Genomic DNA, 15,540 nt, shown 5'->3' on the forward strand with positions numbered 1-15,540 from the left:
GCCCCCGCCGCGAGGGTCCGGGCCGCCGTCACAAGGGTCAGCCGACCTCGGGGTCGCCCTTGGTGTACGTGAGCCGCTCGACCTGGCCGGGCTCGAACTCGTTCTCGACCGACTTGCCGTTCACGAACAGTTGGATCGCGCCCGCGTCACCGAGGACCAGATCGATCTTCTGCTTGTCCTGGAAGGTCTTCGACTTCCCCTGCTCCAGGACGCCGTCGAAGAGCGTCCGGCCGTTGTGGTCCTTGGCCGAGATCCAGCTGCGGCCGTCCGCGGCGGTGGCCTTGACGGTGACCTTGTCCTGGGGAGCGCCGGCGATCGCGCTGTCCGACGGGTCCGGCTTGGGGTCGGCGGGCTTGTTCGGCGCGGGCTTCGTGGCGGGCTTGCTGGTGGCCGGCGTGGCGCCCTCCGCGACCTGCGACTTCGACCCGTCCTCTTCGTCGCCGCCGCTGAACGCGGTGAAGCCGACGAAGCCGACGACGGCGACGATCGCGGCGACCATGGCCGCGGTCCAGTTGGGACGGCGCGGATCGGACCTGATCCGCTCGGCCTCGAAGAGCGGCGCCGCCGGGGTGGGCGCCGGCGGGCGACCGCCGCGCGCCTCGTCGTACTGGGCCAGCAGAAGGGCGGGGTCGAGCCCCACGGCACGCGCGAGGGTCCGGATGTGACCGCGGGCGTACACATCTCCGCCACATCGGGAGAAGTCGTCCTGTTCGATCGCGTGCACGATCGGGATTCGCACCCGAGTGGACGTACTGATCTCGTCGACGGTCAGACCCGCGTCGATGCGTGCCTGCTGCAGTGTGCGCCCGATGGAGGGCCGGTCGTCAGCCGGACTCTCAGCTGCCGGACGGTCGTCCACGGGCAGGTCGTCAGTAGGTCGGTGGTCTGAAGGGCGGTCGTCTTCAGGGGAGTTGCCGATGGACACGGGGGCGCCTTTCGAGCGTGTAGCCACCTGCCGGATGTTCAGTCTAGGGGGGCTCGCGAAGGGTGGGGCAACTGGGCGACGGACTTTGTACGCCATCGGAATGGCGGGACATCCTGAGGGTGGGGCACGGTGCTTTCCCTCCCCTCAACTTGACGTATGCCGATGGGAAACGGTTGCCTGCCGCTCCCTTATGGGTGAGCCTCCCCGCGGATCACGGCCAGCACGCCATCCAGTTCGTCCGGTTTCACCAGAACGTCACGAGCCTTCGAGCCTTCGCTGGGCCCCACGATGCCGCGCGACTCCATGAGGTCCATGAGCCGTCCGGCCTTCGCGAACCCGACGCGCAACTTGCGCTGGAGCATCGACGTGGACCCGAACTGAGTGGAAACCACCAGTTCAGCGGCCTGGCAGAGCAGATCGAGATCGTCACCGATGTCCTCGTCGATCTCCTTCTTCTGCTTGGTGGAGACGGTGACGTCCTCACGGAAGACAGGCGCCATCTGGTCCTTGCAGTGCTGGACGACCGCGTGGATCTCGTCCTCCGTGACGAAGGCGCCCTGCATTCGGGTGGGCTTGTTCGCGCCCATCGGCAGGAAGAGCCCGTCACCCTTACCGATCAGCTTCTCGGCACCCGGTTGGTCGAGGATGACGCGGCTGTCGGCGAGCGACGAGGTCGCGAAGGCGAGCCGCGAGGGCACGTTCGCCTTGATCAGACCGGTCACGACGTCCACGGACGGCCGCTGTGTGGCGAGCACCAGGTGGATGCCCGCCGCTCGGGCGAGCTGGGTGATGCGCACGATCGAGTCCTCGACGTCGCGCGGGGCGACCATCATCAGGTCGGCGAGCTCGTCGACGATCACCAGTAGGTACGGATACGGGGTGAGCTCACGCTCGCTGCCCTCGGGCGTCTTGAGCTTGCCCTCACGGACGGCCTGGTTGAAGTCGTCGATGTGCCGGTAGCCGAACGCCGCCAGGTCGTCGTAGCGCAGATCCATCTCGCGTACGACCCACTGAAGGGCCTCGGCGGCTCGCTTGGGGTTGGTGATGATGGGCGTGATCAGGTGCGGGATGCCCTCGTACGCGGTGAGCTCGACGCGCTTGGGGTCGACGAGGACCATGCGTACGTCCTCGGGGGTCGCCCGCATCATGATCGACGTGATCAGACAGTTGATGCACGAGGACTTGCCGGAGCCGGTGGCTCCGGCGACCAGGATGTGCGGCATCTTCGCCATGTTGGCCATGACGTAGCCGCCCTCGACGTCCTTGCCGAGCGCCACCAGCATGGGGTGGTCGTCCTCGGCCGCGTCCGCCAGACGCAGCACGTCGCCCACGTTGACCATTTCGCGGTCGGTGTTCGGGATCTCGATGCCGACCGCGGACTTGCCGGGGATGGGGCTGATGATGCGGACGTCGGGGCTTGCGACGGCGTACGCGATGTTCTTGGCCAGCGCCGTGATCTTCTCGACCTTCACGGCCGGCCCGAGCTCGATCTCGTACCGCGTGACGGTCGGGCCGCGCGTGAACCCGGTGACGTCCGCGTCGACCTTGAACTCGCTGAAGACGTTGCTGAGCGAGGCGACGACCGCGTCGTTCGCGGCGCTGCGGGTCTTGCCGGGACCGCCGCGCTCCAGCAGGTCGAGCGCGGGCAGCAAGTACGTGATGTCGCCGGCCAGTTGCAGCTGCTCGGCCCGCGGCGGCATGTCCCGGGGCTTCTCGGGGGCGGACTTGGTCAGGTCCGGCACTCCGGAGTCGTCGGACTCACCGGGCTTCTTCCGTCGCACGCCGGGCGGCGGGCTGTCCGTGGCGCGCGCGGTCGGCACCGGCGCGGAGCTCTCCGCGGGCCGCTCGTCCTGCGCGCCCCGCTCGTCGCGCTCCCCCGAGACGCCCTGCGTGAGGTCGGCGACCAGCGGCGAGGGCGGCATGCCGTGCAGAACGGCACCGTCCAGTGCGGCCGCGGCGGCGGCCGCCACGTCCACCGCGTCCATCGGGCGGTCCAGAGAGGGCTGTGCGGACGCCCTGCGGGGCCTGCGGCGCCGGGTGAGCGCCGCCTCCTCCGCCTGGTCCGGGGCGTACGCCTCAGGGGCCTCGGCGCGCCTGCGTGAGCGAGCGGGCAGCGCCTCGCGCCACTGCTCCTCGTACCGCTCGTCGTCCGCGTAGTGACCCTGCGCCGCTTCGGGCTCCGCCTGGACGATGCCGAGCTTCGTGCCGAGCAGCCGCAGCCGCTGCGGGATGGCGTTGACGGGGGTCGCCGTGACCACGAGCAGCCCGAAGACGGTGAGCAGGACGAGCAGGGGTACGGCGAGGACCTCGCCCATGGTGAAGATCAGCGGGGTCGACGTGGCCCAGCCGATGAGTCCGCCCGCGTCCCTTATGGCCGCCATGCCGTCCGCGCGGGCGGGCGAGCCGCAGGCGATGTGCACCTGGCCGAGCACGCCGATCACGAGAGCGGAAAGGCCGATCACGATGCGGCCGTTCGCCTCGGGTTTCTCCGGGTGCCGGATGAGGCGTACGCCGATGACCGCGAGCAGTATCGGAAGGAGCAGATCGAGGCGGCCGAACGCGCCGGTCACCAGCATCTCGACGAGATCGCCCACGGGGCCGCGCAGATTCGACCACGTTCCCGCGGCGACGATCAGCGCGATGCCGAGCAGCAGCAGTGCGAGTCCGTCCTTGCGGTGCGCGGGGTCGAGTCCCTTCGCACCTCGCCCTATGCCGCGGAACAGCGCGCCCACGCTGTGCGCGAGACCGAGCCAGAGGGCGCGCGCGAGGCGGTACACGCCGCCCGTCGGACTGGGCGCCGGCTTGGGCGCGGGCTTCTTCGCCACGGCTTTCTTGGCGGGCGCCTTCTTCGCCGGAGCCTTCTTCGGCGGCGGCTTCTTGGCGGCGGCCTTCTTCGCCGGAGCCTTTGTGGGCGCGGCCGCCTTCTTCGCGGGCGTCTTCTTGGCTGCGGACGGACGTGAGGCCATGGGTCTGAGGTTACCGGTGGAGGCCACTGCGGACACGTGTGCCTCCCCCGAGTTCTCGACTTCGCTCGAACAGGGGGGACCCCCACCTTCACCCGTTTGTGTCGCCCTTGCGGAGGCGGTGAACTGACGGACGTTCACTGCCTCCGCGACGACTTCTGCCCCGCGTCCGCGTCGGATCAACTCTGCGAGGACACCGAGGGCGCACCGCTTCCGGTGCCCGGCTCCAGGGCGTCAAGAGCCCGTCGCAGGCCGGTGAGTTTGCGTTCGAGATGGGCCGCGGTGGCGACGGCGGCGGCATCCGCCGAGTCGTCGTCCAGCTGCTTCGAGAGCGCCTCGGCCTGTTCCTCGACGGCCGCCAGGCGCGCGGAAAGCTCGGCGAGCAGCCCTGCGGGCTCCTTCGCGTCACCCGCCGCGGACTTGCCGCCGCCTTCCAGCTGGAGACGGAGCAGGGCTGCCTGCTCCCGCAGTTGGCAGTTCTTCATGTACAGCTCGACGAACACCGAGACCTTCGCGCGCAGCACCCACGGATCGAACGGCTTGGAGATGTAGTCCACCGCACCCGCCGCGTACCCGCGGAACGTGTGGTGCGGGCCGTGGTTGATGGCGGTGAGGAAGATGATCGGGATGTCCCGGGTCCGTTCTCGCCGCTTGATGTGCGCGGCGGTTTCGAAACCGTCCATGCCCGGCATCTGGACGTCCAGCAGAATGACCGCGAAGTCGTCCGTAAGTAGTGCTTTGAGCGCTTCCTCCCCGGACGATGCCCGTACCAGGGTCTGATCGAGCGCAGAGAGGATGGCCTCCAGCGCCAGCAGATTCTCCGGCCGGTCATCGACCAGGAGGATCTTGGCCTTCTGCACCATGGCCCGCCCTCCTCGCCCCGGCGGTACACCGGGCGCCGCCCCAGGGGACGACTCCCTTACGCCGTCCGTCCTTGTGCCGGTCATGGTAGCCGCACCCCGCCTGTCGCCACACCCTGTCACCGCGATGTCACTGTGCACGTAGCAGAAACGCATTGGGAGACCAGAAGGTTCCCCGAATACCGCGCTTCTACACGGCCTCGGCCACACTCTGTCAGCAACTCCGCGTAATGAAGCCTCTTCTCGGTCACTCCCCGCGCATCCACTGCTCCATCACCGAGAGCAGATGATCCGGGTCGACCGGCTTCGTAACGTAATCGGACGCCCCGGAGTCGATGGCCTTCTCCCGGTCGCCCTTCATGGCCTTCGCGGTGAGCGCGATGATCGGAAGACCGGCGAACTGCGGCATCCTGCGGATCGCCGTCGTCGTCGCGTACCCGTCCATCTCCGGCATCATGATGTCCATCAGGACGACCGTCACGTCGTCGTGCTGTTCCAGGACTTCGATGCCTTCGCGGCCGTTCTCCGCGTACAGCACCGAGAGCCCGTGCTGTTCCAGGACACTGGTGAGCGCGAACACGTTGCGGATGTCGTCGTCGACGATGAGCACCTTCTCGCCGCCGAACTGGTAGCCCGGCCGCGCCTCGGCCGTCTCCTGTCCCGCGGCCGGCCACTGCTCCTGCGAGCGCTGCCCCTGAGGCTCCGCCACGCCCTGCCCCGGCAGCACCGGCGGCTGCTCCGACGAGGCGTGCGCGGCACGACGACGGCGCCTGAAGAGCGTGCCGGTTCCCGGCATCGCGTCCAGCCGCGGCGGCGTGACTCCCTCGCTCTGCGCGGGCTGGGCGGGCTGCTCGGCCGTGGACGCGCCCTCCTCCAGAGCGGGCCGAGCGACCGTGCCCGGCAGGGGTGACAGCTGCGAGTAACCCTGGGGCGGCAGTTCGCTCGGGTGCAGCGGCAAATAGAGGGTGAACGTCGAGCCGCGGCCCGGTTCGCTCGCCGCGTGGATCTCGCCGCCGAGGAGACGCGCGATCTCCCGGCTGATGGAGAGCCCGAGTCCGGTGCCGCCGTACTTCCTGCTCGTCGTTCCGTCGGCCTGCTTGAACGCTTCGAAGATGACCCGCATCTTGCTGCCCGCGATACCGATGCCCGTGTCGCTCACCGAGAAGGCGATCAGATCCGCGTCCGCGTCCCGCAGCGAACCCGCCTCCAGGAGCTGTTCACGGATCGCGTTGGGCACATCGGCGTTCGCGTGCCGGATCACCAGCTCGACCGCTCCGGAGTCGGTGAACTTCACCGCGTTGGACAGCAGATTGCGCAGCACCTGCAAGAGGCGCTGTTCGTCCGTGTGCAGCGTCGCGGGCAGCTCCGGAGACACCCGTACGGAGAAGTCGAGTCCCTTCTCCGCGGTCAGCGGCCGGAAAGTGGCCTCTACGTAGTCCACCAGTTGCACCAGGGCGATGCGTGTCGGGGAGACGTCCATCTTGCCCGCCTCGACCTTCGACAGGTCGAGGATGTCGTTGATGAGCTGCAGCAGATCCGAGCCCGCGCCGTGGATCGTCTCGGCGAACTCCACCTGCTTGGGGGTGAGGTTCGCGTCGGCGTTGTCGGCGAGCAACTTGGCGAGGATGAGCAGGGAGTTGAGCGGCGTACGCAGCTCGTGCGACATGTTGGCGAGGAACTCGGACTTGTACCGCATGGAGACCGCGAGCTGTTCCGCGCGCTCCTCCAGTACCTGCCTGGCCTCTTCGATCTCGGTGTTCTTGACCTCGATGTCGCGGTTCTGCTGGGCCAGCAGCTCGGCCTTCTCCTCCAGTTCGGCGTTGGAGTCCTGCAGTGCCTTCTGTCGGCTCTCCAACTCGGCCGAGCGCTCGCGCAGTTGCTCGGTGAGCTCCTGCGACTGCTTGAGCAGCACCTCGGTCTTCGTGTTGACGCTGATGGTGTTGACGCTCGTCGCGATCATCTCGGCGATCTGGCTGAGGAAGTCCTTCTGGATCTGCGTGAACGGCTGGAACGCGGCCAGCTCGATCACGCCGAGGACGGTCCCTTCGAAGAGCACCGGAAGCACGATCACCTGGGCGGGCGGCGCCTCGCCGAGACCGGACGCGATCCGCAGATAGCCGGACGGCGCGTTCTCCACGAGGATCGTGCGCCGCTCCTGCGCCGCCGTGCCGATGAGTGTCTCGCCGGGCCGGAAGGACGTGGGCATCGAACCCATGGAGTAGCCGTAACTGCCCATCATGCGCAGTTCGTACGCGTCGCCCTGCTCGGCGCCGGGCTCCGTGTTCTCGTCCGTGGGCAGCGCCAGGAAGAACGCGCCGTGCTGCGCGGAGACCACCGGCGTCAGCTCGCTCATGATCAGCGAGGCGACGTCCGCCAGATCGCGCCGGCCCTGCATCAGACCGGAGATACGGGCGAGGTTGCCCTTGAGCCAGTCCTGTTCCTTGTTGGCGAGGGTGGTGTCGCGGAGGTTGGCGATCATCGAGTTGATGTTGTCCTGGAGGACCTGGATCTCGCCCGCCGCGTCCACGTCGATCTTCAGGTTCAGGTCGCCGCGCGTCACCGCGGTGGCGACCTCGGCGATGGCACGCACCTGACGCGTCAGGTTTCCGGCCATCTCGTTCACCGACTCGGTGAGGTCGCGCCAGGTGCCGTCGACGTCCCGCACTCGCGCCTGGCCGCCCAACTGCCCTTCCGTGCCCACCTCGCGGGCCACGCGCGTGACCTGCTCGGCGAAGGACGACAGCTGGTCGACCATCGTGTTGATGGTGGTCTTGAGTTCGAGGATCTCGCCACGGGCGTCGATGTCGATCTTCTTGGTCAGGTCGCCCTTGGCGATCGCCGTGGTGACCATGGCGATGTTGCGGACCTGGCCGGTGAGGTTGGAGGCCATGCCGTTCACGGACTCCGTCAGGTCCTTCCACGTGCCCGAGACTCCGGGCACTCGCGCCTGACCGCCGAGGATGCCGTCCGTGCCCACCTCGCGGGCCACTCGGGTCACCTCGTCCGCGAACGAACTCAGCGTCTTCACCATCGTGTTGACGGTGTCGGCGAGCTGCGCGACCTCGCCGCGCGCCTCGACGGTGACCTTCTTGGTCAGGTCTCCGTTGGCGACCGCAGCCGCGACCTGGGAGATGTTGCGCACCTGGCCGGTCAGGTTGTTCGCCATCAGGTTGACGTTGTCGCTGAGGTCCTTCCAGGTGCCGGTGACGCCCGGAACGCGCGCCTGACCGCCGAGGTTGCCCTCGGTGCCCACCTCGCGGGCCACGCGGTTGACCTGCTCGGCGAAGTTCGAGAGCTGGTCGACCATCGTGTTCACGGTGGTGACGAGTTCGAGGATCTCGCCCTTCGCGTCGACGGTGATCTTCTTGGAGAGGTCCCCCATGGCGACGGCCGTGGTGACCTCGGCGATGTTGCGGACCTGGAGGGTCAGGTTGTTCGCCATGCCGTTCACGGACTGCGTGAGGTCCTTCCAGGTGCCGGAGACACCCTGCACCTCGGCCTGGCCGCCCAGGATGCCGTCGGTGCCCACCTCACGGGCCACCCGCGTCACCTGCTCGGCGAAGGCGGAGAGCTGGTCCACCATCGTGTTGAGGGTGTTCTTCAGCTCCAGGATCTCGCCGCGCGCGTCCACGTCGATCTTCTGCGACAGGTCACCTCGCGCGACCGCGGTCGCGACCTGCGCGATGTTGCGCACCTGGGCGGTGAGGTTGCCGGCCATGCCGTTCACGGAGTCCGTCAGGTCGCGCCACACACCGGCCACGCCGGGTACCTGCGCCTGCCCGCCGAGGCGGCCTTCCGTACCCACCTCGCGGGCGACCCTGGTCACCTGGTCGGCGAAGGCGGAGAGCTGGTCGACCATCGTGTTGATGGTGTTCTTGAGCTCCAGGATCTCGCCGCGCGCGTCCACGTCGATCTTCTGCGACAGGTCGCCGCGGGCCACCGCCGTGGTGACCTGGGCGATCTGACGCACCTGCGACGTCAGGTTCCCCGCCATGAAATTGACGGAGTCGGTCAGTTCCTTCCAGGTACCGCTGACACCGTCCACGCGTGCCTGGCCGCCGAGGCGCCCCTCCGTGCCCACGTCGCGCGCCATCCGCGTGACCTGATCGGCGAAGGACGACAGCTGGTCCACCATCGTGTTGACGGTGTTCTTCAGTTGAAGCATCTCGCCGGAGACGTCGACGGTGACCTTCTGCGACAGGTCGCCGTTGGCGACCGCCGTCGTCACCTGCGCGATGTTGCGGACCTGGCCCGTGAGGTTGCGGAAGGCCGTGTTGACCGAGTCCGTCAGGTCTTTCCACGTACCGGCCGCGCCCTGCACCTGCGCCTGGCCGCCGAGCTCACCCTCGACACCGATCTCCCGCGCCACGCGCGTCACTTCGGCTCCGAAGGCGGAGAGCTGGTCCACCATGGTGTTCACGGTGTTCTTCAGTTCGAGCATCTCGCCCGCGACATCGACGGTGACCTTCTGCGACAGATCACCGTTGGCGACCGCCGTCGTCACCGTCGCGATGTCCCGCACCTGCGTGGTGAGGTTCCGGAAGACCGTGTTCACCGAGTCGGTGAGGTCCTTCCAGGTCCCCGCCGCGCCCGGCACATTCGCCTGACCGCCCAGCTGACCCTCCGCGCCGACCTCGTTCGCCACGCGGGTGACCTCGTCCGCGAACGTACGCAGCGTCTCGGTCATCTGGTTGATGGTCTCGGCGAGCTGGGCGACCTCGCCGCGTGCGCTCACCGTCACCTTCTGGGACAGATCGCCGTTCGCGACGGCCGTCGTGACCTGGGCGATCCCACGCACCTGGGCGGTGAGATTGCCGGCCATGAGATTCACCGAATCGGTGAGGTCCTTCCACACACCCGCCACACCAGGCACCTGCGCCTGGCCGCCGAGCTCGCCCTCCGTGCCGACCTCACGCGCGACGCGGGTCACCTCGGAGGAGAACGACGAGAGCTGGTCCACCATCGTGTTGACGGTGTTCTTCAGCTCCAGCATCTCGCCGGCGACATGAACCGTCACCTTCCGGGACAAGTCACCCTTGGCGACCGCGGTCGTGACGAGAGCAATGTCACGTACCTGTGCGGTCAGCCGGTACGCCATGGTGTTCACCGAATCCGTGAGATCCTTCCACGAACCGGACATTCCACGTACCCGCGCCTGGCCGCCCAGCTTGCCCTCGGTGCCCACCTCGCTGGCCACGCGCGTGACCTCGTCGGTGAACGTCGAGAGCTGGTCGACCAGGTTGTTGACCGTCCGGCCGACCTTCAGGAACTCCCCGCGCAGCGGATGGCCGCTCCCCTCGTCGACCTGCGACCGCAGCTCCATCCGCTGTTCCAGGTCACCCTCGGCGACCGCGGAGAGCACCCGTCCCACCTCGGAGACGGGGCGTACGAGATCGTCCACAAGGGCGTTCGAGGCATCGATCGCGGCGGCCCACGAGCCCTCACTGGCGCCGGTTTCCAGCCGTTCCGTGAGCTTTCCCTCACGCCCGACCACCCGCCGGACCCGGGCGATCTCACCCGTCAGGTGCAGATTGCGGTCGGCCACCTCGTTGAAAACGGCGGCGATCTCGGACATGACGTCGTCACCGGAGACCGTGAGCCGCTTGCGGAAGTTTCCGTCCCGCATGGCCGCAAGCGCCACGAGCAGCCTGTTCAGGGCCGCCGTGTCCACCGACGTGGTCGCTCCGTTGCGCGGTTTGCGCTGTTTGCTCTGGGACTGTCCGTCTTTCGCACGCGTTTTAGTGCCCCGCGTCGCTGCGCCAGACTCCACTGTGTCCCTCCCGCAAGGGTCGACCGTACTGCTCGGGTTACCTGGGCTCTCTCAAGAAGCCTGCCCAGTGTTTCACCATGGCTGAACCAGGCCATAACAGTTCGGCAGCTTCGCACACCGTCCGCACACCCTCCGGGCGGAAACACTGACGACCGGCATCAGCATGGACGGCGAAGGTAAGTAACCTGGCATCCGGCTGTCCAACCACCCCGGTCCTGCCCGGCCTGGGCGGTGGCACACGTACAAGCGGGCATCGGAGGGGCGGCCGCACCATGGTGGGAGACTTGGGCGTCGATACTCGTACGAGGAGTTCTGTGATCACCGCGCGCGCGGCTGCGACTTTCGACCCCGTCGGGCGTTCCGTCGCGACGGCCCGCTCCTTTGTCCGCGACACCCTCCAGGGCTGGGGGTTCACGGACATCGTCGACGACGCCGTGGTCCTCACCAGCGAACTCGTCACCAACGCCGTGGTGCACGCCGGAACCGCCGCCGACGTCCTCTGTCTGCGCAGCGAGGACGCCGTACGCATCGAGGTCTCCGACCACTATCCGGAACGCGAGATCCCGCTCCAGCAGTCCGCGGCGAACATGGGCAGCCCCGACCGTGAGGGAGGCCGCGGCCTCCAGCTGTGCGCGGCGCTCGCCACTCGCTGGGGCGTCGACTACACCCCGACCAACAAGCAGGTCTGGTTCCAACTCGACCTTCCGGACCGTTCGGTGGGCACCCGCGCCGCGGGCCCCGCGCTCCCGGCCGACCTGCTGCCGCTCACCGACGGCAGGGTCCGCGTCGCCGTCGTCCAGATCGACCGCGTGGGCGCCATCTCGGCCTGGAACGAAGACGCCGAAGATCTCTTCGGGTACGTCGCCGAACAGGTCACCGGCAAACCGCTCACCGACTTCGCCGCCTGGCCGCACACCCCAGGCACCAGCACCGGCATCGTGGAAGCGCTCAAACTTTCCCGCTGGGAAGGCAGTTACGGCATCCGTGGCTCCGACGGCCGCGTGACCCCCGTCTACGCCTCACACCTGCGCGTCCGTGACACCGACGGCGAGCCCTCCACGGTCTGCCTGCTCGTACGCGACGACGAGCGTGCCGTCCTGCAGACACCGCTGCGCGGCCCCGCCCCCGAGCCCGGGGCACTCACCGAGTCGCACACCGCCGACCCCTTCGAGGTCTTCATCGGCTCCCCCGCGCCGGACGACCTCGACGGTCTGCTCCAGCGCACGGTCGAGCGGGCGCGCGACATGCTCGACGGCGACGCCGCCTTCCTGCTCCTCGCCACGGACGACGAGACCGAGCTCGAGGTCCGCGCCTCGACCGGCCTGCCCTCGGCCCGCCAGCGCTTCGCCCGCGTCCCCGTCGAAGCAGGCCCCGGACGGTACGGCTCCGCCCGCATGCCGGCCGTCCACGAGGACCTCACGGTCGTCCCCGGCGCCGTACCGCTCCTCAGCGGCACGGGCATGCGGTCCGTGGTCACGGTCCCGCTGAAGGTCGAGGGACGCCTCACGGGCTCCCTGGGCGTCGCCGCCGAGGCCCCGGACCGGTACACGAACGAAGAGGCCCTGCGCCTCCAGTTCGCCGCCGACCGCATCGCGCTCGCCGTCGAGTCCGCGCGCCTGGGCGAGCTCGAGCGCCTGCGCCGCGGCTCGCTCTCCTTCCTCGTCGAGGCCTCGGACCTCCTGGCGGGCACCCTGGACCGCGACCAGACCCTGGCGCTCATGGCCCAGATGACGGTCCCGACACTCGCCACCTGGTGCGCGGTCTACACGATCGCCGACCAGTCGTCCGAGCCCTACCTCTCGTACGTCCTCCATGAGGACGAGGAGCGCATCGACGGCCTGAAGGCACTCCTCTCCAAGATCGCCCCTCCCGACCCCGTACCGACCCCCGGAGCCCGCGTCTGGGCCGCCCCCTCGGAGGCCGCCCACCAGGCCGCCCTGCGCACCTCCATGCGCAGCCTCGGCCTCGGTGAGCCCCTGAGCCTCGGCTCGGGCATCGGCACGACTCTCTCCACGGCATCGGCGGTGGGCGGCGAGACGGTCGTCCTGCCGCTGGTCGCCCGCAACCGCGTCATCGGCATGCTCACGCTCGGCAAGCCCTCCGACGAACACTTCCGCCAAGAGATCCTGGAGTTGGCCGAAGATCTCTCCCGCCGAGCGGCCCTCGCCCTGGACAACGCCCGCCTGTACTCGGAGCGCATGGCCATCAGCCAGTCCCTCCAGCGCAGCCTGCTGCCGCCGGGCCTCCCGCAGATCCCGGGCGTCGAGGTCGAGGTCATCTACCGCGCGGCCGGCGAGGGGAACGAAGTCGGCGGTGATTTCTACGACCTCTTCCCCATCCGCGACGGCGCGTACGGCTTCGCCATCGGCGATGTCTGCGGCACGGGCCCGGAGGCAGCCGCGGTCACCGGCCTGGCCCGCCACGCCCTGCGGCTGCTCGCCCGCGAGGGCTTCGGCGGCCCCGCGGTCCTGGAGCGCCTGAACGCCGCGATCCTCGACGAGGGCGCGCGCAGCCGCTTCCTGACCCTGCTGTACGGGGAGTTGTGGCCGCAGGAGGACGGTTCGGCCGTCCTGAAGATCGTCTGCGCCGGCCATCCGCTCCCGCTCCGCCTGCGCCAGGACGGCACGGTCGAGCCGTACGCGGAGCCGCAACCGCTCCTCGGCGTCATGGAGGACCTTGAGCTCTACGAACAGACGATGACGCTCGACCCCGGCGACGTCCTGCTCTGCGTGACGGACGGCGTCACCGAACGCCGCGAAGGCACCCGCATGCTCGGCGACGACGGCCTCGCTGAGGTCCTCACCACGTGCACCGGCCTCACCGCGGGCGCGGTCGCGGCTCGCATCATGCGCGCGGTGGAGCGCTTCGCGACGGACGCCCCGTCGGACGACATGGCGATCCTCGCGATGCGCGTCCCCGGCCTCCAGAAGGACTGACGGACCGACAGCCTCTCCCCGGGGGCGCCCAGGGACCCCGGAAAACAAAAAAGTCCCCGCCCAACTGGGCGGGGACTTTCCCGTCTTGCTCGCTGAGCCCCCAAGCGGAATCGAACCGCTGACCTTCTCCTTACCATGGAGACGCTCTACCGACTGAGCTATAGGGGCCTGTTGCGCTTCGCGGTTTCCCGCGCGGCAACGGAATAGATCATACCCGAAAGCGAACGTGCCTCGAACCGGCCGTTCCTCTGGACCGCCCGCGCCGCCACTGCCACTCTGCGCCCATGCCGACCCGACGTGGTACATCCATGCGGAACTCATTGCCCCTGGCGCTGGCCGCCCTGCTCCTGCCGCTCGCAGCCTGCGGATCCGACGATGACAAGGCCGCGGACCAGAAGCCCACCAAGAAGCCACCGGCCGCCGAGAAACCGCGCCCCGGCGATCACAAAGTGACCCTCTCCTGGAAGGGCAAGAAGCGCGTCTACACGGTGCACGCCCCGCCCGGCTATACCCGCTCGCAAAAGCTCCCGCTGGTCATCGCCATGCACCCCTATCCTGGCGACGGCGCGGCCGCGGCCACGATCAGCGGCCTCAACGCCAAAGCCGACGAGGAAGACTTCCTCGTCGCCTATCCCGACGGCCTCAACCAAGGCTTCAACGCCTTGATCTGCTGTGGCACCGAGGACGACGTGGGCTTCATCCGTACGATGACGAAGAGGCTGACCGGCACGTGGAACGCCGATCCGGACCGCGTCTACGCGACCGGCATCTCCAACGGCGGCGACATGTCCTACAAGCTGGCGGTCGAACTCCCCGGCACCTTCGCGGCCATCGCCCCGGTCAGCGGCGGCTATCTCGGCCCGGACTCGGCAAAGGCCTCGTACATGCCGAAGACCCCCGTCTCTGTGATCACCTTCATCGGCAGCCTCGACGAGCACTACACAGGAATGGACGAGGGCATCACGGCCTGGCAGAAACGCTTGTCGTGCGAGACGAGCCGCCCCGAGAAGCTCAAGAAAAAGATCAAAAAGACAACGGCGGAGTGCCGCGACGGCTCGGACGTGGTCGTTTACCGACTGCCCGACATGGGCCATTCCTGGCCCGGCGGCGCCGGCGGCAGCATGTCCGACGCCACCGCGGGCATCAACGCGACAGACCTGATGTGGGAGTTCTTCAAGTCCCACACCAAGAAAGCGCCCTGACGGAAGCGGCTCTCAGAACGCCGGCTGGAGAAGCCCGCCGAGCGCGTTGCAGGCGGACACCACTCGCTGCAGTTCGCGTCGCGACATCGACGCGTCGACCGGCAGCGCCAGGGTGTCGTCCGCGGCACGCTCGGTCTCCGGCAGATAGACGTCCCGCCAGAACTTCGGCGTGCGGTGAACGGGCGTCTTCACGGGCACCTTGCAGTCAATTCCCTTGGCCCGCACGGCACGTGCGAACGCGTCCCGGTCCGGCCGCCCGTTGCCGGGCACCCGCACGACGTACTGCTGATAGCTGTGCCCCTCGACACCGTCCGGGGTGATCACACCGCCGAGCCGCCCGCTGAGGTAGGCCGCGTGGGCCCGCCGCTGGGCACGCTCGTCGTACGGTGCGTCCGACTCTCCGTGCTCCAGTACGAGAATGCCGTGCTGCTGCCCGACGTCCCGAAGCCGCCTGACGTCGGCCGGGTGCCCGAAGCGGTGCACGACGGCCACAGCGGCCGTACGGGAGTTCACCGCTGCGGCCACCGCATCAGGATCGAGGCAGTACGTCACCCGATCTATGTCCGCGAATACGGGCACGGCCCCTGCCAGGACCACGGCCTCGGCGATCTCGACGTTTCCGTACGCCGGCACGATGACCTCGTCACCGGCGCCGACGCCTGCGGCTCGCAACATGCCAACTGTCCTCATGCCTCAGATGCTGGCTGCGGAACGTGAACGGCAAGTGTCGCAAAACAAAAAAGAGCTGGTCCCTGAACCGAAGTTCAGGGACCAGCTCTATTAATAATAGTTCGGCGGCGTCCTACTCTCCCACAGGGTCCCCCCTGCAGTACCATCGGCGCTATGAGGCTTAGCTTCCGGGTTCGGAATGTAACCGGGCGTTT

7 protein-coding genes, 1 tRNA gene and 1 rRNA gene are annotated in these 15,540 nt (G+C 68.5%); 2 read left to right on the forward strand and 7 right to left on the reverse strand.

The window, feature by feature from the left end:
* Positions 1-37 precede the first annotated feature (37 nt).
* The 4 genes from AB0I94_RS40485 to AB0I94_RS40500 form a co-directional block, all read right to left on the reverse strand.
* Positions 38-925: a helix-turn-helix domain-containing protein gene (locus AB0I94_RS40485; RefSeq protein WP_363314823.1), complete on the reverse strand. Its 888-nt coding sequence runs from the start codon at positions 923-925 to the stop codon at positions 38-40.
* A gap of 188 nt (positions 926-1,113) precedes the next feature.
* Complete coding sequence (locus tag AB0I94_RS40490; RefSeq protein ID WP_363314824.1) at positions 1,114-3,891, reverse strand: DNA translocase FtsK; 2,778 nt, start codon at positions 3,889-3,891, stop codon at positions 1,114-1,116.
* Between the two features lie 176 nt (positions 3,892-4,067).
* On the reverse strand, positions 4,068-4,751 hold the full coding sequence (locus AB0I94_RS40495) for a response regulator (RefSeq protein WP_160507566.1): 684 nt from the start codon (positions 4,749-4,751) through the stop codon (positions 4,068-4,070).
* Between the two features lie 244 nt (positions 4,752-4,995).
* Complete coding sequence (locus AB0I94_RS40500) at positions 4,996-10,518, reverse strand: HAMP domain-containing protein (protein ID WP_363314825.1); 5,523 nt, start codon at positions 10,516-10,518, stop codon at positions 4,996-4,998.
* Positions 10,519-10,790: 272 nt separating this feature from the next.
* Here AB0I94_RS40500 and AB0I94_RS40505 point away from each other — a divergent pair, with 272 nt between their 5' ends.
* On the forward strand, positions 10,791-13,454 hold the full coding sequence (locus AB0I94_RS40505) for a SpoIIE family protein phosphatase (protein ID WP_363314826.1): 2,664 nt from the start codon (positions 10,791-10,793) through the stop codon (positions 13,452-13,454).
* A 95-nt stretch (positions 13,455-13,549) separates the two neighbouring features.
* On the opposite strand, the gene AB0I94_RS40510 is transcribed toward AB0I94_RS40505, so the two are convergent.
* Positions 13,550-13,622 (reverse strand) — tRNA-Thr (locus AB0I94_RS40510).
* Positions 13,623-13,762: 140 nt separating this feature from the next.
* On the opposite strand from AB0I94_RS40510, the gene AB0I94_RS40515 reads away from it, so the two are divergent.
* Positions 13,763-14,656, forward strand: a complete 894-nt coding sequence (locus tag AB0I94_RS40515) for a PHB depolymerase family esterase (RefSeq protein ID WP_363314827.1) — start codon at positions 13,763-13,765, stop codon at positions 14,654-14,656.
* 12 nt (positions 14,657-14,668) lie between these two features.
* On the opposite strand, the gene AB0I94_RS40520 is transcribed toward AB0I94_RS40515, so the two are convergent.
* Complete coding sequence (locus tag AB0I94_RS40520; protein WP_363314828.1) at positions 14,669-15,331, reverse strand: DegT/DnrJ/EryC1/StrS family aminotransferase; 663 nt, start codon at positions 15,329-15,331, stop codon at positions 14,669-14,671.
* Positions 15,332-15,445: 114 nt separating this feature from the next.
* Positions 15,446-15,540, reverse strand: a 5S ribosomal RNA gene (gene rrf / locus AB0I94_RS40525); the annotation flags it as partial.

The sequence above is a fragment of the Streptomyces sp. NPDC050147 genome, assembly GCF_040660195.1.
Lineage (GTDB): Bacteria > Actinomycetota > Actinomycetes > Streptomycetales > Streptomycetaceae > Streptomyces.